Annotated in this window: 18 protein-coding genes; 8 read left to right on the forward strand and 10 right to left on the reverse strand. The window is 66.2% G+C overall.

The annotated features are described in order from the left end of the window. From H162_RS0110755 to H162_RS0110765, 3 genes are all read right to left on the reverse strand, one after another. Window positions 1-1,218: a GGDEF domain-containing protein gene (locus tag H162_RS0110755; protein WP_020653471.1), complete on the reverse strand. Its 1,218-nt coding sequence runs from the start codon at window positions 1,216-1,218 to the stop codon at window positions 1-3. A 171-nt stretch (window positions 1,219-1,389) separates the two neighbouring features. Further along, window positions 1,390-2,046, reverse strand: coding sequence for a class I SAM-dependent methyltransferase (locus tag H162_RS0110760; protein ID WP_020653472.1), 657 nt, complete (start codon window positions 2,044-2,046; stop codon window positions 1,390-1,392). Between the two features lie 7 nt (window positions 2,047-2,053). Next, window positions 2,054-2,992, reverse strand: coding sequence for a CysB family HTH-type transcriptional regulator (locus H162_RS0110765; RefSeq protein ID WP_026354501.1), 939 nt, complete (start codon window positions 2,990-2,992; stop codon window positions 2,054-2,056). Window positions 2,993-3,163: 171 nt separating this feature from the next. Between H162_RS0110765 and H162_RS0110770 the strand changes: the two genes are divergently transcribed. From H162_RS0110770 to cobA, 6 genes are read left to right on the forward strand one after another with little or no spacing between them, the layout of a single operon-like run. Then, window positions 3,164-4,852: a nitrite/sulfite reductase gene (locus tag H162_RS0110770; protein ID WP_020653474.1), complete on the forward strand. Its 1,689-nt coding sequence runs from the start codon at window positions 3,164-3,166 to the stop codon at window positions 4,850-4,852. Further along, window positions 4,845-5,402: a DUF934 domain-containing protein gene (locus tag H162_RS0110775; protein WP_020653475.1), complete on the forward strand. Its 558-nt coding sequence runs from the start codon at window positions 4,845-4,847 to the stop codon at window positions 5,400-5,402. Before H162_RS0110770 ends, H162_RS0110775 begins: the two co-directional genes overlap by 8 nt. Before the next feature lie 9 nt (window positions 5,403-5,411). Next, window positions 5,412-6,128: a phosphoadenylyl-sulfate reductase gene (locus tag H162_RS0110780; RefSeq protein WP_020653476.1), complete on the forward strand. Its 717-nt coding sequence runs from the start codon at window positions 5,412-5,414 to the stop codon at window positions 6,126-6,128. Window positions 6,129-6,155: 27 nt separating this feature from the next. Beyond that, window positions 6,156-7,091: a sulfate adenylyltransferase subunit CysD gene (gene cysD / locus H162_RS0110785; RefSeq protein WP_026354502.1), complete on the forward strand. Its 936-nt coding sequence runs from the start codon at window positions 6,156-6,158 to the stop codon at window positions 7,089-7,091. Further along, window positions 7,091-8,401 (forward strand): sulfate adenylyltransferase subunit 1, encoded by a 1,311-nt coding sequence (locus H162_RS0110790; protein WP_020653478.1) that lies wholly within the window; start codon window positions 7,091-7,093, stop codon window positions 8,399-8,401. The genes cysD and H162_RS0110790 overlap by 1 nt, the downstream gene beginning before the upstream one ends. A 17-nt stretch (window positions 8,402-8,418) precedes the next feature. Then, entirely contained in the window at window positions 8,419-9,153 is a 735-nt protein-coding gene (gene cobA / locus H162_RS0110795) for a uroporphyrinogen-III C-methyltransferase (protein WP_020653479.1), read from the forward strand. Window positions 9,154-9,170: 17 nt separating this feature from the next. Here the strand turns inward: cobA and H162_RS32635 are convergent, their stop codons facing one another. The 4 genes from H162_RS32635 to lptF all read right to left on the reverse strand — a co-directional run bounded on the left by H162_RS32635 (window position 9,171) and on the right by lptF (window position 14,480). After that, the gene (locus H162_RS32635; protein ID WP_020653480.1) at window positions 9,171-11,546 is read right to left on the reverse strand and encodes a DUF4214 domain-containing protein; all 2,376 of its coding nucleotides are present in this window, start codon (window positions 11,544-11,546) and stop codon (window positions 9,171-9,173) included. 209 nt (window positions 11,547-11,755) lie between these two features. Further along, window positions 11,756-12,124 (reverse strand): sirohydrochlorin chelatase, encoded by a 369-nt coding sequence (locus tag H162_RS0110805; RefSeq protein ID WP_020653481.1) that lies wholly within the window; start codon window positions 12,122-12,124, stop codon window positions 11,756-11,758. Beyond that, on the reverse strand, window positions 12,124-13,308 hold the full coding sequence (gene lptG, locus H162_RS0110810; RefSeq protein ID WP_020653482.1) for an LPS export ABC transporter permease LptG: 1,185 nt from the start codon (window positions 13,306-13,308) through the stop codon (window positions 12,124-12,126). The genes H162_RS0110805 and lptG overlap by 1 nt, the downstream gene beginning before the upstream one ends. Beyond that, window positions 13,305-14,480 carry an LPS export ABC transporter permease LptF gene (gene lptF / locus H162_RS0110815; protein ID WP_026354503.1) on the reverse strand — a complete coding sequence of 392 codons (1,176 nt, stop codon included), beginning with the start codon at window positions 14,478-14,480 and terminating at the stop codon, window positions 13,305-13,307. The genes lptG and lptF overlap by 4 nt, the downstream gene beginning before the upstream one ends. A gap of 59 nt (window positions 14,481-14,539) precedes the next feature. Between lptF and H162_RS0110820 the strand changes: the two genes are divergently transcribed. Beyond that, a complete protein-coding gene (locus H162_RS0110820) occupies window positions 14,540-16,033 on the forward strand; it encodes a leucyl aminopeptidase (RefSeq protein ID WP_026354504.1) in 1,494 nt (497 codons plus the stop codon). A gap of 113 nt (window positions 16,034-16,146) precedes the next feature. Here the strand turns inward: H162_RS0110820 and H162_RS0110825 are convergent, their stop codons facing one another. The 3 genes from H162_RS0110825 to H162_RS0110835 all read right to left on the reverse strand — a co-directional run bounded on the left by H162_RS0110825 (window position 16,147) and on the right by H162_RS0110835 (window position 17,213). Continuing rightward, entirely contained in the window at window positions 16,147-16,596 is a 450-nt protein-coding gene (locus tag H162_RS0110825) for a hypothetical protein (RefSeq protein WP_020653485.1), read from the reverse strand. Window positions 16,597-16,668: 72 nt separating this feature from the next. Beyond that, window positions 16,669-16,857: a DUF1653 domain-containing protein gene (locus H162_RS0110830; RefSeq protein ID WP_020653486.1), complete on the reverse strand. Its 189-nt coding sequence runs from the start codon at window positions 16,855-16,857 to the stop codon at window positions 16,669-16,671. Next, entirely contained in the window at window positions 16,857-17,213 is a 357-nt protein-coding gene (locus H162_RS0110835) for a phiTE_015 family protein (RefSeq protein WP_020653487.1), read from the reverse strand. The genes H162_RS0110830 and H162_RS0110835 overlap by 1 nt, the downstream gene beginning before the upstream one ends. A gap of 885 nt (window positions 17,214-18,098) precedes the next feature. On the opposite strand from H162_RS0110835, the gene H162_RS0110840 reads away from it, so the two are divergent. Further along, window positions 18,099-19,805 (forward strand): methyl-accepting chemotaxis protein, encoded by a 1,707-nt coding sequence (locus H162_RS0110840; RefSeq protein WP_020653488.1) that lies wholly within the window; start codon window positions 18,099-18,101, stop codon window positions 19,803-19,805. Window positions 19,806-19,875: the final 70 nt, after the last annotated feature.

A 19,875-nucleotide genomic window follows, 5' to 3' on the forward strand; every position in this document is an offset into this window, starting at 1 on the left:
TTACGACGCGCGCGCCCCGGCGCGCCGCGGCGATGCCGCCGCCTGCGCCACATGCGGCTCGGGCGCGTGGGCCGCGACGCGGTCGCGTCCGGCCGTCTTGGCGTCGTACATGGCGGCGTCGGCGCGCGCCAGCGCCAACCGCAGCTCCTCGCCCGGCGCGAACACGGTGACGCCGACGCTCAGGGTCAGCACCCGCAGCTCGTCCGCTTGCGGATGGCGCGCGATCGCGTCGCGCACCGCATGGCGCAGCTTGTCGCCCACGCCGACCGCGCCGCCCAGGTTGGTATCCGGCAGCAGCAGCACGAACTCGTCCCCGCCATGGCGCGCCAGGCAGTCGACGCCGCGCAGCGACTGCCTGGCGCTGTCGGCCACCAGCTTCAGCGCCGCGTCGCCGGATTCGTGGCCGTGCCTGTCGTTGATCGCCTTGAAGTGATCCAGGTCGATCAGCAGCAGCGCCAGCGGCCTGCCGGTGCGCGCGGCGCGCGCGACCTCGCGGACGGCGATCTCGTGGAAGGCCTTGCGCGACTGCGCGCCGGTCAGGTAATCGTGGTTCGCCGCATGTTCGGCGCGCACCACGACCTGCCGGTGCGCGATCAGGAGTCCGCCCGTCGCCAGGGCCGGCAAGGCCAGCGACACCGCGGTCAGGAAGAACACGCTCCATGCGCTCGGCTGCAGCAGCGAGGTCGGCGCCTGGTCCGCGAGCGCCACCCACAGCATGCGCCCGCCATGGCCGAGGGCGACCAGGGCGCACATCGCCAGCACAAAATAGTAGATGTAGAACGGGCGGCGCCAGGCCTGGCGGCTGGCCAGCACGGCGCGGGCGATCTCCGCGCACACCAGCGCCTGGAACAGCGACACCACGGCGCTGCGCGCGGCGAAGGAATCGAAACGGTAGTGGAACAGCGCCACCAGCACGCCCAGCAGCGCGACCTGGGCCGCCAGCGGCCAGGCGCCGGCCGGCTGGCCGGCCAGCCGCCGGTAGCCGGCCACCAGCGCGGCGCCGGCGCCGGCATAGGTCACGTTGGCGGCTTCGTAGGCCAGCAAGGGCGGCAGCTCGCGTCCGAACGCGTACAACGCGTTGCCCGCCATCCCCAGCAGCGAGGCCAGCAGCAGCTCGCGCATCCCGCGCACGCCTTCGGACGAGACCGACAGGAGCGCGAGGAAGCTCAGGAAGCAGAGCAGCGAGGCGATCAGGAATATCTGCTGGGTGGCGAGCATTCGGTGGCGGGCGAGTCGAACGAGGGGCGGTGCGGCGGGCTGGTAGGTTGCTCCAAGGCTATATTATGGCGCGCATGCCGGCGAGCGCCGAGCGTTTCCTTGCGGAGGTGACGGATTTGCCACACCGGTCCTGGCTGGCCGGTATGGCGCCCGCAAGCGGGCGCACCGGATTTATTTGAGCCGCGCGCTCAGCATCCAGTAATGGTCCCAGCGCATGATCCTGATCTCGCGCACCACCGGCCCCAGCCGCTTGCGCAACTGGCTGTCGGTCGGATATCCCTTGGGCAGCTCGTGCCGCGTGCCGTCCGCATCCGCCTGGATCTCGAAGGTATTGCCCTGCAGGTCGGTACGGGCGATCGTGAGGCTGCTGCCCTCGACGTATTCGTCGTCGAGCAGCACCAGCAGCACGTCCTTGCCGAGCCGCATGCGCAGGTGGGCCAGCAGGACTTCCTGGCGCTCGCGCACCAGGTGCGACCACAGGAAACCGACGAACACGGCGCTGAAGCGTTCCAGGTCCTGCGGCAGGTCGAAGGCGTCGGCGACCCGGTAGTCCACCTTCGACAAGCCCCGCCCGCGCTCGCGCGCCAGCGCGACCATGGCCGGGCTGGCGTCGACCGCCACCACCGACGCGGCCACCTCGTCCAGCAGGGCGGTCCAGTAACCGGTTCCGCAGCCCAGCTCCAGCACGGCATGGCCGCCCAGCAGCGCCTTGACCTGGGCGCGCACCCCGGCCAGGTCGTCCTGGCGCTCGGGACGGTCGTAGCCCTTGTCGTAGCGGGCCGCGTTGCGTTCGTAATAACCCGCGACCGGATCGTTCTCAACATTCATGTAATGCTCACAATTCGTAGTTTTCACCGCCGCGCATCGCCGCTTCGACCATCTTCCGGTTCAGCGTCGGCGCCAGCAGTTCGATAAAGGTATAGATGTAGCTGCGCAGGTAGGCGCCCTGCTTGATCGCCACCCGCGAGGTGTTCATGCCGAACAGGTGCCCCATCGGCAGCGCGCGCAGGCCGCGGTCGCGCTCCGGATCGAAGGCGATGCCCGCGATGATGCCCACGCCCATGCCCAGCTCGACATAGGTCTTGATGACGTCGGCGTCGATCGCTTCCAGCAGCACGTCCGGCTTCAGGTTGCGCAGCGAGAATGCATGGTCGATCTTGCTGCGGCCGGCAAACGCGGCATCGTAGGTGATTACCGGATAAGTGGCAATCTCTTCCAGCGACACGGCGCGCGACTTCAGCAGCGGATGCTCGGGCGGCGTCACCAGCACGTGTTCCCACTGGTAGCACGGCAAGGTGATCAGGCCGTCGACGGCCGCGATCGACTCGGTCGCGATCGCCAGGTCGGCCTGGTCGTTCTTGACCATGTCGGCGATCTGCTTCGGATTGCCCTGGAGCAACGACAGCCGCACTTTCGGGAACTTCTGCATGAAGGCCTGCACCACCTTGGGCAGCATGTAGCGCGCCTGGGTATGGGTGGTGGCGATGGTGAAGCTGCCGCTGTCATGGGCCGCGTATTCCTTGCCGATCCGCTTCAGGCTGTCGATTTCCTGCATGATCAGCTCGACCGACTGCAGCACCAGCCGGCCGGGCTCGGTCAGCCCGCGAATGCGCTTGCCGTGGCGGGTGAAGATGTCGACCCCGAGCTCTTCCTCGAGCTCGATGATCGCCTTCGACACCCCGGGTTGCGAGGTGAACAGGGCCTTGGCCGCGTCGGTCAGGTTGTAGTTCTGGCGCACGGCTTCGCGCACGAAGCGTAGTTGATGAAGATTCATTCCCGTTTGATTTGTTGGATTTGGTTGGCTTTAGTCGACATTTTAAGATGCTTATTCAAGTTACGCATATAAGCAAATAAATTCTCAGTAGTTTGGAATATAGACTCATCTACGTATGATCGGGAATACTTTAACGGGTGGACAATTTATCCATCGTCCAGGAAGAGACTAATGTACCGCTACGATCAATACGACCACCTCATCGTCCGTGAACGGATTGCGCAATACCGCGACCAGGTCGCGCGCCGCCTGAACAATGAGCTGACCGAAGAAGAATTCCTGCCGCTGCGTCTCCAGAATGGCCTGTACATGCAGCGTCACGCCTACATGCTGCGCGTCGCCGTGCCCTACGGCCTGCTGTCCTCGGCCCAGGTGCGCATGTTCGCGCACATCGCACGCAAGTACGACCGCGGCTACGGCCACTTCACCACGCGCCAGAACATCCAGTACAACTGGATCGAGCTGGAGCAGACCCCGGACATCCTGACCGACCTGGCTTCGGTGGAAATGCACGCCATCCAGACCTCGGGCAATTGCATCCGTAACATCACGACCGACGAGTTCGCGGGCGTGGCGGCCGACGAGATCATCGATCCGCGCCCGTTCGCCGAGATCCTGCGTCAATGGAGCACCTTCCACCCTGAATTCGCCGCCCTGCCGCGCAAGTTCAAGGTCGCGATCAACGGCGCCGTCGAAGACCGCGCCGCGATCGCCGTGCACGACATCGGCCTGACCGTGGTGCGCAACGACGCCGGCGAAGTCGGCTTCAAGTTCATGGCCGGCGGCGGCATGGGCCGCACCCCGATCCTGGGCAGCGTGATCCGCGATTTCCTGCCGTGGCAGCACCTGCTGACCTATACCGAAGCCGTGATGCGCGTGTACAACCAGTATGGCCGCCGCGACAACAAGTACAAGGCCCGCATCAAGATCCTGCTGAAGGCCCTGGGCGTCGAGGAATTCGCACGCCAGGTCGAGGCCGAGTGGGCCGACCTGAAGGACGGTCCGGAAACCCTGACCCAGGAAGAATTCGACCGCGTCGCCAAGTGGTTCCAGCCGCACGCCTACGCGCAGCTGGACGACATCGACGCCGCCGGCGCGCACGCGGACAACCGCGCCTTCGCCAACTGGCTCAACCGTAACGTGAAGCCGCACAAGGTGCCGGGCTACGCCGCCGTGGTGCTGTCGCTGAAGAAAACCGGCGTGCCGCCGGGCGACGCCACCGCCGAGCAGATGGATTTCGTGGCCGACCTGGCCGACCGCTACAGCTTCGGCGAAGTGCGCGTGACGCACGAGCAGAACCTGGTGCTGGCCGACGTCGAGCAGGGCAAGCTGTTCGAGATCTGGCAGCAGATCAAGTCCAAGGGCATGGCGACGCCGAACATCGGCCTGCTGACCGACATCATCGCCTGCCCGGGCGGCGACTACTGCTCGCTGGCGAACGCCAAGTCGATCCCGATCGCGGCCGCCATCGCCGAGCGTTTCGACGACCTGGATTTCCAGCACGATATCGGCGACATCGAACTGAACATCTCGGGCTGCATCAACGCCTGCGGCCACCACCACGTCGGCAACATCGGCGTGCTGGGCGTGGACAAGGACGGCGCCGAGTGGTACCAGGTGTCGATCGGCGGCGCCCAGGGCAACGCCTCGGCCATCGGCAAGATCATCGGCCCGTCGTTCTCGGCGGTGCAGATGCCGGAAGTCGTCGGCCGCCTGCTCGAAGTCTATGTGCGCGACCGCATCGAAGGCGAACGCTTCGTCGACACCGTGCAACGCCTCGGTATCGCGCCGTTCAAGGAACACGTCTATGCCACGCCGATCAAGGGTGGCGAACTGGTTGGGGAAGACCACTATGCTTAACGCGCACAAACAGATCATCAAGCACCGCGAAGTCGTCGAGGACGACTGGAGCGTGCTGCGCCTCGACGAGGGACAGGCCGCGGAAACGGCCGAGGTTCCGGCGGGCAAGGTCATCGTGCCGCTGGGCGTCTGGCTGGCCCAGCGCAACACCCTGTCCGACCGCCCGCTGCTGGGCGTATGGCTGGCCCCGGACGAGCGCGCCGAGAGCATCAAGGACGACCTGCACCGCTTCCAGGTGATCGCGGTCGACTTCCCGAAATTCACCGATGGCCGCGGCTATTCCACCGCCTTCAACCTGCGCAAGCGCCTCGGCTACGCGGGCGAACTGCGCGCGATCGGCGACGTGCTGCGCGACCAGCTGTTCCAGATGCACCGCTGCGGCTTCGACGCTTTCGCGACCCGCCAGGACCGCAACATCCATGACGCCCTGAAAGGCCTGTCGGTGTTCTCGGAAACCTACCAGGCCTCGATCGACCAGCCGCTGCCGCTGTTCCGCCGCGCCCACCGCGACGTGCCGGCCGAGCATCGCGACGCCGGCGCCGGCATCTAGGAGCCGGCCATGAGCGACCTGCACCATCGCGTGGAAGAATCCCGCGCGATCCTGGAGCGTATTGCGCGCGATTTCTCGCCGGCCGTGTTCGCTTCGAGCCTGGCGGCCGAAGACATGGTCCTGACCGACCTGATCCTCAAGAACAGGCTGCCGATCGCGATCTTCTCGCTCGAGACCGGCCGCCTGCATGCCGAGACCCTGGCCATGCTGGACAAGGTCAAGGAAGTGTACGGCTACGAGATCGCCCTGTACCGCCCGCAAGCGGAAGCGGTGCAGGCCTATGTCGAGCAGAACGGCCTGAACGCCTTCTACGACAGCGTCGAGATGCGCAAGGAATGCTGCCGCATCCGCAAGGTCGAGCCGCTCGGCCGCGCCCTCAGCGGCAACAAGGCCTGGATCACCGGCCAGCGCCGTTCGCAGTCGAGCACGCGCGCCGAACTGGCGGTGCAGGAAGACGACGCCGCGCACGGCATGCAGAAATTCAACCCGCTGGCCGACTGGTCCGAGCAGGACATCTGGGATTACCTGCGCGGCAACGGCGTGCCCTACAACGCCCTGCACGACCGCGGCTACCCCTCGATCGGCTGCGAACCCTGCACCCGCGCAGTCCAGCCGGGCGAGGACGTACGCGCCGGCCGCTGGTGGTGGGAAAACCCCGAATCCAAGGAATGCGGCCTGCACGTGGTCGACGGCAAACTCATTCGCATCAAATCCGTGGCCGCATAAGCCACGACAAGCACAGGCACAGCTGACATGACTACAGTTACTGAACAAGCGCTTTTGACCGACGTCAACGCGCGCCATCTCGACGCCCTCGAATCGGAAGCCATCCACATCCTGCGCGAAGTGGCCGCCGAATGTTCCAACCCTGCCCTGCTGTTCTCGGGCGGCAAGGACTCGGTCGTGCTGCTGCGCCTGGCCGAGAAGGCCTTCCGTCCGGGTAAATTCCCGTTCCCGCTGGTGCACATCGACACCGGCCACAACTTCGACGAAGTGATCGCCTTCCGCGACGCGCGCGCCGCCGAACTGGGCGAGCGCCTGATCGTCGGCAGCGTCGAGGATTCGATCAAGCGCGGCACGGTGCGCCTGCGCAACCCGGCAAGCGATTCGCGCAATGCCGCCCAGGCCGTCACCCTGCTGGAAACCATCGCCGAATACGGCTTCGACGCCTGCATCGGCGGCGCCCGCCGCGACGAAGAGAAGGCGCGCGCCAAGGAACGCATCTTCTCGTTCCGCGACGAATTCGGCCAGTGGGACCCGAAGGCCCAGCGCCCCGAGCTGTGGGACCTGTATAACACCCGCGTGCACCCGGGCGAGAACATGCGCGTGTTCCCGATCTCGAACTGGACCGAACTGGACGTGTGGCAATACATTGCCCGCGAAAAGCTGGCCCTGCCGAATATCTACTTCGCGCACGAGCGCCAGGTGATCCCGCGTAACGGCCTGCTGGTGCCGCTCACCCCGCTGACCCCGGCGCGCGAAGGCGAGACCGTCGAAACCCGCGTGGTGCGCTTCCGCACCGTGGGCGACATCTCCTGCACCTGCCCGGTGGCCTCCGATGCGGATACGGTCGAGGGCATCATCGCCGAAACCGCCGTCACCGAAGTGACCGAGCGCGGCGCGACCCGGATGGACGACCAGACCTCCGAAGCCTCGATGGAAAAACGCAAGAAAGCTGGATACTTCTGATGAACGCCATGACCGACAACTTGACCCAGAGCGGCTTGCTCCGCTTCATTACCGCCGGCTCCGTGGATGACGGCAAGAGCACCCTGATCGGCCGCCTGCTGTTCGACAGCAAGGGCATCTTCGCCGACCAGCTGGCCGCCGTGTCGCGCGCCAAGCACAAGCGCACCGTGGGCGACACCATCGACCTGTCGCTGCTGACCGACGGCCTGGAAGCCGAGCGCGAACAGGGCATCACGATCGACGTGGCCTACCGCTACTTCGCCACGCCGAAGCGCAAGTTCATCATCGCCGACACCCCGGGCCACGAGCAGTACACCCGCAACATGGTCACCGGCGCCTCGACCGCGGACGCCGTCATCATCCTGGTCGACGTCTCGAAGGTGAAGCTGGGCGAGGACGGCAGCGTCGAGCTGCTGACCCAGACCAAGCGCCACTCGACCATCGCGAAACTGCTGCAGATCGAGCACGTGATCGTCGCCGTCAACAAGATGGACCTGGTGAACTACGACCGCAGCGTCTACGAGCGCATCGTCGCCGCCTACGGCGAGTTCGCGCAGTCGCTGGGCCTGAAGGACGTGACCGCGATCCCGCTGTCGGCGCTGACCGGCGACAACGTGGTGGACGCCTCCGCCAACATGCCGTGGTACGAAGGCCCGACCCTGATCGAGCTGCTGGAAGCGCTCTCGGTGTACGACGAAGCGCACGCCGCGCCCTTCCGCTTCCCGGTGCAGCTGGTGGCGCGCCACGGCGGCCACGAGGCGAACGACTTCCGCGGCTACATGGGCCGCATCGAATCGGGCCAGGTTTCCGTGGGCGACACCCTGGTGGTCCAGCCTTCCGGCAAGACCGCCACGGTCAAGGACATCGTCACCTTCGACGGTCCCCTGCAGTCGGCCAAGGCCGGCCAGTCGGTGACCCTGGTGCTGAACGAATACGTGGATGTCTCGCGCGGCGACATGCTGTCGGGCAGCGAGCAGCCGGCGACCCTGCTGAAACAGGTGGTGGCGGACGTGTGCTGGATGGCCGACGAGCCGCTCGACGTGCGCCGCAAGTACTGGATCAAGCACGGCACCCGCCAGACCGCCGCCAAGCTGACCAAGGTCGATACCATCCTCGATGTCAACACCCAGCAGCGCCACGCCGCCGACGGGCTGAAGCTGAACGACATCGCGCGCGTGCACCTGACCGTGCAGCAGCCGCTGGCGGCCGACGCCTACGACGACAACCGTGCGACCGGCGCCTTCATCCTGATCGACGAGGTGACCCACCAGACCGTCGCAGCAGGTATGATCAGGCTGGAACAGCAATAAATCACGAAAGGGGCCGCATGTCCGTGCTGGGGAAAGTCTATCTTGTAGGAGCTGGCCCCGGCGCGGCTGACCTGATCACCGTCCGCGGCGCGCGCCTGCTGGAGCAGGCCGACGTCGTGCTCTACGACGCCCTGGTCACTCCCGCCATGCTGGCGCTGTGCGCGCGGGCCGAGAAGATCTCGGTCGGCAAGCGCTCCGGCCAGCGCTCCACGGCCCAGGCCCTGATCAACCAGCAGCTGGTCGACTGCGCCCGCAAGTACCAGCTGGTGGTGCGCCTGAAAGGCGGCGACCCGATGCTGTTCGGCCGCGCCGACGAGGAATTGCGCGCCCTGGAAGCCGAGGGGATCGAGGTCGAAGTCGTTCCCGGCATCACCACCGCGGTGGCGGCCGCCGCCGCGACCCGGCAACCGCTGACCAAGCGCGGCCTGGCGCGCAGCGTCGCCTTCTTCACGTCCAGCACCGCTCCCGACGAGCCCGACCACCCCGCCCTGCCCGAGACCGATACCCTGGTCCAGTACATGGGCGGCCGCGAAGCCGCCGCCACCGCCGAGCGCCTGCTGGCCGAAGGCCGGCGGCCGGACCTGCCGGTGGTGGTGGTGGAAAACTGCACCCGCGAGGACGAGCGCATCCTGCGCCTGACCTTGACCGACCTGGCGCGCGGGCTGGAACCCGGGCACGGGCCGGTGCTGGTCATGATGGGCGAGGCGCTGGCGATGCGCGAACATCAGCGGGACGATAGCCGGGCTGGCTGACCGGCCACCCGCAGCGCTCACGCAAACGGGATGAACTCGATCCCGTTCTGGATCGCGCCAATCACCTGCGCCTGGTTTTCCGCGCTTTCGCTGAAGGCGGCGAGGATCTGCTCGCGCGGTGCATGGTGCACGGCCAGCGAATCGATCCAGAACTGGCGTCCAGCCGCCTCCGCCTCGCGGTGCAGCACATTGTGGTACAGCAGGTCGACGAACTGCGCATCGTTCGGCTTGCTGCCATACAGGTCGGCAAACTCCTTGCTGCCAATGAACCCGGCCGCGATGTCCTCCAGCGACTTGCCGCTGTCGAGGGTCTTGATCCAGTAGCCCAGTCCACCCTTGTCCGGCGCGCGATCGAAGGCTGCGGCGTACAGCCGGTATGCCTCGCCGGCATTGCCCTGGATGTCGAGGCCCACCGATACATCGGAAAACGCGATGCGCTCGACATTGACCAGGGTGTCGTTGCCCCCCTTGCCGACCTTGTCGACCACCGTGGTGGCGCCCGTGCTCCCGATCGAGATCGAGAAATTCTTGCGTAGCGCGCCGTAGCTGACGGTATCCACGCCGCCCATGCCATCGATGCGCTCGCTGCCGGCCGCCGCGCGCAGCAGGTTGGCGCCGTCGCTGCCGTTCACCATGGCCGACACGCCGCCCGCGCTGCCCGTGCTGCCGCCGCTGGCGGTCGAAGGAGCCGGCTTCGGCGTGGTGACCACGGGCGCAGGGGCGGTGACCACCGGCGCAGGGGCGGTGACCACTGGCGCAGGCGCGGTCACTACCGGCGCAGGCGCGGTCACTACCGGCGCAGGAGCCGTCACCACCGGTGCGGGCGCGACGACGACCGGCGCCGCGGGGACTTCCGGTTCCGTCGTGACGGTGCTCGCCGGCGGTTCGGTCACCGCCGGCACGGTGACCGGCGCGGCGCCGGCCAGCACCCGCGCCTCGACCTGCACGTTGCCGCCATCGCTATCGACCCAGGCGCTGGCGAAGCCGCCATTGGCCAGCGCGGTCAGGGCCGCCCCCGACTGGTCGCCCTGGCGCACTTCGTTGATCTGGAACTCCTGCAGGTCGAGCGCGTTGCCGTCGGCGCCGAAGCGGCGGCCGAAGATGCCGTTGCCGTCGAAGTCGCCCGACTGCGATTGCCACGCGATCATGAAGCCGCCATTGCTCATGGCCGACACCTCGGCGCCATAGCGGCCGCCGCCGCTATCGACGTTCGCCTGGGTCATCGCGCCGACCGGATTGCCGGCGGCGTCGTAGCGCTGGAAGAAGATGTCGCTGACGCCGAAGCCCAGCGGCGAATTCGCATAGCTGTCCCATGCCACGACATGGCCGCCGCCGGCCAGCGCGGTCACGCTCGGCAGCGGTGCGGCGGTCGTGATGCTGGCGGCCAGGCCGTCGCCGCTGACGATGGTGGCGGCGCCGCCGGCGCGCGCGGCGTACACGTTGCCGTCGCCGATCTCGCCCCAGGCGACGGTATAGCCGGCGCCGGTGGCGGCGATGCTCGGGCTGTAGGCGCTGCCGAGCGCGCCGTACAGCTGCTCGGCGCCCAGCGGGCTGCCATCCGCGCCGACCTGGCGCACGTGCACCTGGCCGTCCGCGCGCCAGGCGATGGCGAACGAGCCGTCGCCGAGCGCGGCCACGTCCGGCATCGCGGTGTCGGCGCCCGCCGCCGCGTCAATCAGCCGCTGCGGACCGATGCTGCCGTTGGCTTCGACGATCTGGTAGGCGATGCGCGATGCGCCATTCACGCTGGTGGTGTAGGCCACCACGAAGCGCCCTCCGGCCAGCGCGGCGACCGCTGGCTCGCCTTCGGCCGCGCCGTCGGCGGCCGGGCTGACGGCGAAGGCCGCGCCGCGCGCGGCGCCGCCGGCGTCGCGCACCTGGGCCCAGAGCGCGCCGCCGTCGACGCCGCTGGCCTGCCAGACCGAGACGAAGCCGCCGTCCGACAGCGTGGCCAGGGCCGGATTGGCGGCATGGGATCCGGCGCCGAGCGCGAGGTCGCTGCCGAAGCCCGCCAGGTCCCGGGTCGTGCCCGCCTCCACCGTGTACACCAGCGTCTCGGCGATGCCGCGGCCGGGCAGCGGATTGCCGCTGCTGTCGATCTGGTAGCGGTCGTAGTAGTGGGCGGTGACGCTGAGCGACTGGCCGGCCGCCGGCATCAGGGAGGCATTGGCGACCACCAGGCGCGCCTCGGTGTCGACCGCCGGATTGTAGGAGATGCTGAACAGGCCCGGAACCGACTGCGCGTCGATGATCCAGCGCCCGCCCGTCGGCAGGCCGGTGTCGATCGGGGTGAGCACGGCGGCGACATCGCCATTGCGCAAGGTCGTGAAAAGCGTATCGCGGTTGTCGACGATGCCTACCGGGGCGTAGTCGAGGCTGGTATCGGTGCTCATGGGCTTGTTCCTGAAGGGTTGCCGCGAAGTGAAACGCGGAAAGGTCAGGAACAATAATGCCGTAGGCCAACTTTTATTAAAAGTGGGAAAGCAAAATTCCGTACGGCAATACGACACAAATCCAACAGATGTGTTGGCGAAAATGCAGTTGAGTTAGCGAAAAACCAGCAGATCTTTCAAAAAGAAAAGATAAGTCGGCAAGGATTCGCTCAGGATAGCGCGCCGACGCAATAATTTGCCATGGCTTGCTGCACGCCCGGATCCTCGCCGATCGGCCCGACCACTTTCAGCCGCAGGCTTGGGTGGGCTGCGCGCAAGCCGTCGGCCAGCGCCGGCAGGTCGCGCAGCAGGTGGCCGCCCTGCCCCAGGAACACCGGCACCACGGTCAGCTCGTCGACCCCGCGCGCCATCAGCGCGGCGGCGGCGTCGGGCAGGCTGGGCGTCATCAGTTCGAGGAAAGCCAGCACCACCTCGCAGTCGGGCAGGCGGGCCTGGGTCTGGTCGCGCAGGCGCTCGAAGGGCGCGGCCCAGGACGCGGCGCGCGCGCCGTGGGCGAACAGGATCAGTCCGCGCGCCATCAGTGCCGCTCCACCCAGCGCAGGGCGCCGACCGCCAGCAGCAGGAACAGCAGGCTGGGCGCGGCCGCCGTGATGAAGGCCGGCCAGGTGGTCAGCACGCCCAGGTGCGAGAACAGCGCATTGATCAGGATGAAGCTGACCCCGATCATGATGCCGATGAAGATCTTCAGGCTCACCCCGCCGCTGCGCGTGTGCAGGTAGCCGAACGGCAGCGCCAGCGCCATCAGGACGAAGATCGACAGCGGGTCGATCAGCTTCTTCCAGAACGCGACCTTGAAGCGGTCGGTTTCCTGGCGGTTGTCGGCCAGGTGGCGCGTGTAGACCGCCAGCTCGGTGGCCGACATGCGCTCCGGGTCGGAACGCGACACCAGCAGGATCTTGGGCGTGATCTCGGAGGCCAGGTCGAGGGTGGCCAGCTTGCGGGTCGCGATCGCGGCCGTCTCCTGGCCATAGGTGCTCAGCCTGGTCTGGCCGTTGGGCAGCGGCGCGCCGGGCGCGGGCAGCTCGCGGCTGTTGGTGAACATGGTCTCGGTCACCTCGTTCAGGCGCCAGCTGTTGTTGCCGCTGTAGCTGCCGCTCTTCGCCGTGATCAGCGAGCGCATCCGCAGGTTGTTGTCGAACTCGTACAGGCGCACGTCTTCGAGCTGGCCGTCCGAGCGGATCTGGCGCACGTTGAAGAAGCGCGAGCCGGTGACCTTGCCCTTGACGCCGCCCTCGTGCACGCTGTCCTTGGTCCAGACGCCGGAGCGGAATTCGCCCGACACCGAGCCGCCCTTGGCCGACAGGCGCAGGCGTTCGGCCAGCGGCGCCGTGCGCGGCGTGATCAGTTCGCCGAAGATGAAGGTGATCACGACGAACACGATGCCGATCTTGGCCAGCATCCAGCCCGCCATCTGGGTCGACATCGACGAGGCGCGCATGATCGTGAATTCGGAGCTCGAGGCGAACTGCGCCATCGTGTAGATGGTGCCGATCAGCGCCGCCACCGGCATCACCTCGTACACGTGGCCCGGCACCAGCAGCAGCACGTACAGGAAGGCGTGCTGGATGCCGTAGTCGTTCTTGCCCACCGACGGCAGGATGCTGGTCAGGTCCATGAAGGCGATCAGGGCCAGGAAGGCCACCAGCACGAAGGCGACCGCCTGTGCGATGTTGATCGCGAAGTATCTCTGCAAAATCTTCATTCGGCCTTGGCCTCCTCGCGCGGCGTGGCGGCCTGGTCCTTGCCCTTGGCCTGGCGCTTGAACAGGCGGTGGCGCTTCCAGGCGTTGATCAGGACCAGCGGATGGTAGTGGTGGTTGACGTTCAGGCGCCAGGCGAACAGCCCGACCACCACCAGCACCGCGGCCAGGTGCAGCGGCCACCAGGCCATGCCGAAGGAGACCTTGCCCTGCTTGACGCTGGCCTCGACCAGCCTGACCAGGTTGTTATAGGTGAAGAAGATCAGCAGCGCCAGGATCAGGTTGGCCGAGGAACCGGCGCGCGGGTTGACGAAGCCGAGCGGGATGGCCAGGAGCATCAGCACGAGGCACACGATCGGCGCGGACACGCGCGACAGCAGCTCCGACATGGTGAACCGGTTCGGCAGCGCCAGCAGCGCCGGCGTGGACAGCGCGTTGACCGGCACGTCGGCGCCCAGCACCGGCATCTGGGTCGCCACCCGCATGCTGTAGCGTTCGAACTCCATGGTCTGGAAATCGGCCTGTCCCGGCGTGCCCTGGTAGCGGCGGCCGTTGCTCAGGACGATGAACTGGCCGCCCTTGCCGTCGGACTGGATCACGCCTTCCTTGGCCACCACGATCGCATGGCCGTTGCCGTCCACGCTGTTGACGAACACGTTCTGCACCACGGTCGCGCCTTCGGTGCTGCGCTCGACGAAGAACACGCGGTCGCTGGAGCTCGATTCGCGGAACTGGCCGGGCGCGACCCGCTTGAGGTCTTCGCGCTTCTGGAAGCGCTCGACGAATTCGGCGCTCTTCATCTTGGCCCACGGGGTCACCACCAGCGACAGGGTCGCCACCAGCGCCACCATCGGCAGGCCGAGGATGAGCACGGGACGGATCCAGCCCAGCAGCGACTGGCCGGAGGCGAACCAGACCACCATCTCGGAATCGCGGTAGCTGCGCGTGACCGTGGCCACGACGGCGATGAAGCTGGTGAGGATCAGGATGGTCGGCAGTAGTTCGGCGCCGCGGAATGCGATCAGCGCCAGCACGTCGCCGGACGCGACCTTGCCGCCCGCGGCCTTGCCGAGGATCGCAATGAGGGTCCAGGTAACGAGTACGGTAAACAGCACCGTGAAGGTGGCGCCGGCAGAACTGGCCAATTCACGTTGCAGGGCGCGTCGGAAGATCATTCAATAGTTATAATTGCAGGTTAGGCAGTCCGCCGCCAAAAAACGAAACGGAGAATCAAATGGACTTTAGCATAAAAGCATTCGACACAAAAAACACCCTCGCAGCCGCGAAATCCGGCTGCGTGGCAGTGGCGGTGTTCGAGAACAAGAAACTGTCGACGGCAGCGAAAGCCCTCGACGTCAACGGTGACATCACCGCGGCGCTCAAGTCCGGCGACATCAGCGGCAAGGCCGGTTCGACCCTGCTGCTGCGCGGCGTGGCCGGCGTGGCCGCGGCGCGCGTGCTGCTGGTCGGCATGGGAGCGGACGAGGTCCTCACCGAGAAAAACTTCTCCAGCGCCATCGGCGCCACGCTCAAGGTGTTCGGCACCATCGGCGCCCAGGATGCCATTATCGCATTCCCGCTGGGTGATGTGAAAGAGCGCGACCTGAATTGGGCGCTGCGCGCGATCGTGATCGGCGCCAACGAAGCCGAATTCCGCAGCGACGCCCAGAAGAGCAAGAAAGAGCCGGCGCCGACGGGCGTGCGCAAGATCACCATCGCGGCGACCGAAGCCAACCAGCTGAAAGGCACGCTGGCGCAGTCGATCGCGATCGCCAACGGCATGAACCTGACCAAGGAACTGGGCAACCTGTCGCCGAACGTCTGCACCCCGACCTACCTGGCCAACACCGCGCGCAAGCTGGCCGAAGACCATGGCTTCGACATCGAAGTCCTGGAGCGCAAGCAGCTCGAAGCCCTGAAGATGGGCAGCTTCCTGTCGGTCGCCAAGGGCAGCGACGAGGCGCCGAAGTTCATCGTCCTCAAGCACAACGGCGGCAAGGCGAAGGATGCGCCGGTGGTCCTGGTCGGCAAGGGCATCACCTTCGACACCGGCGGCATCTCGCTCAAGCCGGGTCCGAACATGGACGAGATGAAGTACGACATGTGCGGCGCCGGTTCGGTGCTGGGCACCTTCCGCGCCATCGGCGAGATGGGCCTGAAGCTGAACGTGGTCGGCATCGTGGCGGCCTGCGAGAACATGCCCTCGGGCCGCGCCACCAAGCCGGGCGACATCGTGACCGCGATGAGCGGCACCACCATCGAGATCCTCAACACCGACGCCGAAGGCCGCCTGATCCTGTGCGACGCGCTGACCTATGCCGAGCGCTTCAAGCCGGCCGCCGTGGTCGACATCGCGACCCTGACCGGCGCCTGCATCGTCGCGCTGGGCCACCACACCAGCGGCCTGTTCACCCGCCACGACGCGGCGCACGACGCGCTGGCCGAGGAACTGGTCGACGCCGGCAAGCAGGCGGGCGACGTCGCATGGCGCTTCCCGCTGGGCGAGAACTACAACGAGCAGCTCAAGTCGAACTTCGCCGACCTGGCCAACATCGGCACCCCGGGCGCAGCCTCGATCACCGCGGCCTGCTTCCTGGAGAACTTCACCCGCAAGTACACCTGGGCGCACCTGGATATCGCCGGCACCGCGTGGAAATCGGGTGCGCAGAAGGGCGCGACCGGTCGTCCGGTGCCGCTGCTGACCACCTTCCTGCTGAATCGCGTGTAATTGTTGGTCGGCCGGGCTGGCTGTCGCCATGCCCGGCCGCGCCCGGCGGTGAAATAAAGTTTTACAAAAAAACAGCCCCGCATGCGGGGCTGTGATCGTTTACGGCATCATTTTCAGAACATGCGGGTCTCGACCGGCGCCTCGCCGGCCGCCCCTTCCCGCCCGGCCGGCGGCTGCATCAGCACCGTCAGCGTGCCGGGATAGGCATACCCCGCCCCCGAATACCGGTCCACGAACTGCCCCAGCCCCGCGCTGATCACGACGTTGCCGATCAAATTGGCCGTATCGGCGCGCGACGCCACCAGCTCGGCGGCCGTGCCCTTGCCTGCCTTCTTGCAGCTGACCTGCAGCGGCTTGCTGCTGCGCGTGACGGTGACGCGCCCCGGCGCGACCACGTACCAGCGGCCGGCGTCATTGCTCAGGATGCAACCTACCCCGCCGATCTCCCGGTAATCGAGGATGGCGTGCAGTTCGAGCTGCTGCTGTGGGGAATCGGAAATGGTCGCGCAAGCGCCCAGCAGGGCGAGCGCCGCGAGGGCGCACGAACGGGACAGGGAGAACATGAAAGGTACCTGGATTTGCCTCATGTATTGCTTAACGGCAGCATGAGGCAAACCTGAAGGCGCCGGTACTGTTCAGCCCAGCGGAGCGAAGCGCGGGAGCGCCGCGCCGTCGATCTCGACAGTCTCGAAGAAGGCGGTTTTCGGGCGCACCCAGACCTGGCCGTCCTGGCCGCGGTACACCACGACAGGGGTGTGGTCCGCTTCCAGGACAGCTTCGCAGACGAGCTCGTAGATACCGCCCTTGTAATGCCGGTAACGCATCAGGCCTTTTCGGCCAGGGCTTTCTGTTTCTTTTTCAAGCCCTGGATGACCTTGAACACGCCTTCCAGGCCGGCACTCTCGTCGAGCTCGCTGAAAGCGTCGAGCACTTCGTTGAGCACGCGATTGCGTACGCTCGCCTCGTCCGGGGCCATGATGCCCGGTTTGGGTTCGATACCCGGATCCCTGGCGAACTTTGACGGCGTTTCCGCCGCCGTCCTGGCGCCATGCGCCAGGGCCGCCTGCCAGATGACCCAGCGGCGTTGGGTTTCATAAACGAGGTATTCCTCGGGCTTGTCTTCGCGGCGGCGAACGATGTGGCCCTCACGCTGGGCCCACGCTTCAAATGCAGTGCGCATCTCTGTCCTTTTCAATCTGCGTTCGGATTATTAACTATGGAAACCGAATATTTCACAATAGTACCACTACCGAGCATCGTTGGTTCTGCGACAGCCGTGTAGCTTAGCCGACCGAACATGTTTCTCAATACGCCAATGGTACAACTTTAGTTTCCACAGTGCAACTTATATCATTACCCTGAGGAAATACTTCCGCTGACATAGCGTCCGGTCCACTGCTCTTCACGTAACAAAGTTTAGCGCCGATGCCTTCTTTCAGTAACAAACTTTGTAAGTTTATCAATATTTTTTTATATCAAGCGTTATGATTCTACCAACAAACGTACAATATTTCTACATATTTGTTACACGGTCTTAGCAACTAGTGGTTTATTGTCCACTAGTCCAAACGGATCCTGATGGGATATGCCATTCTCATTGATTTTCGATTAATTGTCAAAAATGAACTATTTGTTGTGTAGGTAATACGACAACAACATTGGCATCGGCATCGGCAGCGGGCGGCATGGCGCCCTCGCCCTCGAAGGCGAGCCGGGTCCCGGCTCCCTCCTCTTTCGGCAGAGCCGGTCAATATCCTGCTCCGCATCCCGGTCGCATAAACGGGCGAATGACTCTACGCGACTTCCCTCAGCCAGGCAAGCCCCGGGCGCCGTCATGGAATCGGACAAGGAAGGTCGGTCCTGGTACTCGCGACGGTCTTTTCAAGGTCGGGGCCGAGGGCTTGGTCGACTGCGGGTAACAAGCGCCGCGTGTTTCTTTGTGGAAAAATATCTTGAATCAAAGAAACAGTTGTGCATACAATGTTTTCCGTTGTTCGTTTCTAGCATGTAATCCGCCCCACGCACTACCCAGTGTTACCCGGTTCACCAGGAAGGACTCGCCCCAATGTTAAAGAACATCAATGTAAGAACGCTCATCGTGCTGACGCTCGGTTTTCTGGTCGTCGTGCTGATCGGTATCGGCAGTATCGGACTGTTCAGCGTGCACAAGGCCACGAAGGCCCTGCAGACCACCTCCATGGAGGACATGCGGATCCGCGCCGAGGCCGAGCGCATCCGCTTCAAGATGGAGGTCAACCGCAGCCAGATCCTGCAGGTCCTCCAGCACAACCCGGCGATGGAATGGCACAAGCTGCACGACCATCCGATGTCCGTGCATTTCAAGATCATCGACGACACCACGGCCGAGATCAACAGGCTGTGGAACGCCTACTCCGCCGCCATCGCCTCGCCGGAAGAGCGCAAGCTGGCCGATGCCTGGTTCAAGAGCAGCGGCAGCCTGGGTGTGGATGCGGTCGGCGCCGCCAGCCAGGCCATCCAGCGCGAGGAATGGGATGTCGCCGAGGACATCCTGATCAAGCGCATCAACCCGCCCTACCGCGTGTCCGACGATGCGCTGCGCGCCCTCACCGAGCTGCTCAACGCACGCCAGAAGGCCGACGACACCGCGGTCGCCGCCACCATCCGCTCGACCACCCTGGTCATCGGCGCGGCGATGGCGGTCGCCGCGCTGCTGGCGGTCGCCGCCGGCGTCGTGCTGGTGCGCGGCATCTCCACACCGCTGCTGCAGGCGATCGGGATCGCACGCCGCGTCGCCGAGGGCGATATCGGGCGCCGCATCGAGATCGCGTCGAACAACGAGATCGGCCAGCTGCTCAAGGCGCTGGCCGACATGGACAGCAGCCTGGCGCACATCGTGAAGGACGTGCGCGACGGTACCGGCACCATCGCGTCGGCGGCGCACCAGATCGCGGCCGGCAACGACGACCTGGCCCGCCGCACCGAGTCGCAAGCCAGCGCCCTGGTGGAAACCGCGGCCTCGATGGAGCAGATCACCGGAACCGTGCGCCGCAACGGCGACAACGCGCGCCAGGCGAACCAGCTCGCCCTGTCGGCGGCCGAGGTGGCCGGCAAGGGCGGCCAGGTGGTGTCGCAGGTGGTGGACACGATGGGCTCGATCAACGCGTCGGCGCGCAAGATCGTCGACATCATCGGCGTCATCGACGGCATCGCGTTCCAGACCAATATCCTCGCGCTGAACGCCGCGGTGGAAGCGGCGCGCGCCGGCGAGGAAGGCCGCGGGTTCGCGGTGGTCGCCGGCGAGGTGCGCAGCCTGGCCCAGCGCTCGGCCAGCGCGGCCAAGGAGATCAAGGCCCTGATCGACGACTCGGTCGACAAGGTGCAGCTGGGCACCCAGCTGGTGGACCAGGCCGGCGCGACGATGGGAGAGATCGTCGTCAGCGTCAACCGCGTCACCGACATCATGAGCGAGATCGCCGCCGCCAGCCACGAGCAGAGCGAAGGCATCGACCAGGTCAACGTCGCCATCGGCCGGATGGACGACGCCACCCAGCAGAACGCGGCGCTGGTCGAGGAGGCCGCGGCGGCCGCCGTGTCGCTGGAACAGCAGGCCAGCAGCCTGGTGCAGCTGGTCAGCGTGTTCCAGGTGGCCGAGGCCCACGCCGGCGGCCAGCAGCGCCCGGCGCTCAGCCTCGCGGCCGGCGCCGCCGCTCCCGCCCCTGCCGCCATTTCCGCCCCCGGCCGTCCGCCAGCGCGGCAGACGGCGCCCCAACGCCTGGCAAGGCAAGCATGACCGCCTAGCCGTCCCTTTCGCGGCGCAAGCGCACCGCTCGGTTTGCACTCACAACAATAGCGACGCCAGG

The sequence above is a fragment of the Massilia niastensis DSM 21313 genome (genome assembly GCF_000382345.1).
In the GTDB taxonomy this organism is placed as follows: Bacteria; Pseudomonadota; Gammaproteobacteria; order Burkholderiales; family Burkholderiaceae_D; genus Telluria; species Telluria niastensis.

Bases quoted from the DNA above. Each gene is read 5' to 3' on its own strand.
- H162_RS0110755 (WP_020653471.1), bottom strand. From the start codon at position 1,218: ATGCTCGCCACCCAGCAGATATTCCTGATCGCCTCGCTGCTCTGCTTC.
- H162_RS0110760 (WP_020653472.1), bottom strand. From the start codon at position 2,046: ATGAATGTTGAGAACGATCCGGTCGCGGGTTATTACGAACGCAACGCG.
- H162_RS32635 (WP_020653480.1), bottom strand. From the start codon at position 11,546: ATGAGCACCGATACCAGCCTCGACTACGCCCCGGTAGGCATCGTCGAC.
- H162_RS0110820 (WP_026354504.1), top strand. From the start codon at position 14,540: ATGGACTTTAGCATAAAAGCATTCGACACAAAAAACACCCTCGCAGCC.
- H162_RS0110825 (WP_020653485.1), bottom strand. From the start codon at position 16,596: ATGTTCTCCCTGTCCCGTTCGTGCGCCCTCGCGGCGCTCGCCCTGCTG.
- H162_RS0110835 (WP_020653487.1), bottom strand. From the start codon at position 17,213: ATGCGCACTGCATTTGAAGCGTGGGCCCAGCGTGAGGGCCACATCGTT.
- cobA (WP_020653479.1), top strand. From the start codon at position 8,419: ATGTCCGTGCTGGGGAAAGTCTATCTTGTAGGAGCTGGCCCCGGCGCG.
- lptF (WP_026354503.1), bottom strand. From the start codon at position 14,480: ATGATCTTCCGACGCGCCCTGCAACGTGAATTGGCCAGTTCTGCCGGC.
- lptG (WP_020653482.1), bottom strand. From the start codon at position 13,308: ATGAAGATTTTGCAGAGATACTTCGCGATCAACATCGCACAGGCGGTC.
- H162_RS0110805 (WP_020653481.1), bottom strand. From the start codon at position 12,124: ATGGCGCGCGGACTGATCCTGTTCGCCCACGGCGCGCGCGCCGCGTCC.
- cysD (WP_026354502.1), top strand. From the start codon at position 6,156: ATGACTACAGTTACTGAACAAGCGCTTTTGACCGACGTCAACGCGCGC.
- H162_RS0110775 (WP_020653475.1), top strand. From the start codon at position 4,845: ATGCTTAACGCGCACAAACAGATCATCAAGCACCGCGAAGTCGTCGAG.
- H162_RS0110830 (WP_020653486.1), bottom strand. From the start codon at position 16,857: ATGCGTTACCGGCATTACAAGGGCGGTATCTACGAGCTCGTCTGCGAA.
- H162_RS0110790 (WP_020653478.1), top strand. From the start codon at position 7,091: ATGAACGCCATGACCGACAACTTGACCCAGAGCGGCTTGCTCCGCTTC.
- H162_RS0110780 (WP_020653476.1), top strand. From the start codon at position 5,412: ATGAGCGACCTGCACCATCGCGTGGAAGAATCCCGCGCGATCCTGGAG.
- H162_RS0110770 (WP_020653474.1), top strand. From the start codon at position 3,164: ATGTACCGCTACGATCAATACGACCACCTCATCGTCCGTGAACGGATT.
- H162_RS0110765 (WP_026354501.1), bottom strand. From the start codon at position 2,992: ATGAATCTTCATCAACTACGCTTCGTGCGCGAAGCCGTGCGCCAGAAC.
- H162_RS0110840 (WP_020653488.1), top strand. From the start codon at position 18,099: ATGTTAAAGAACATCAATGTAAGAACGCTCATCGTGCTGACGCTCGGT.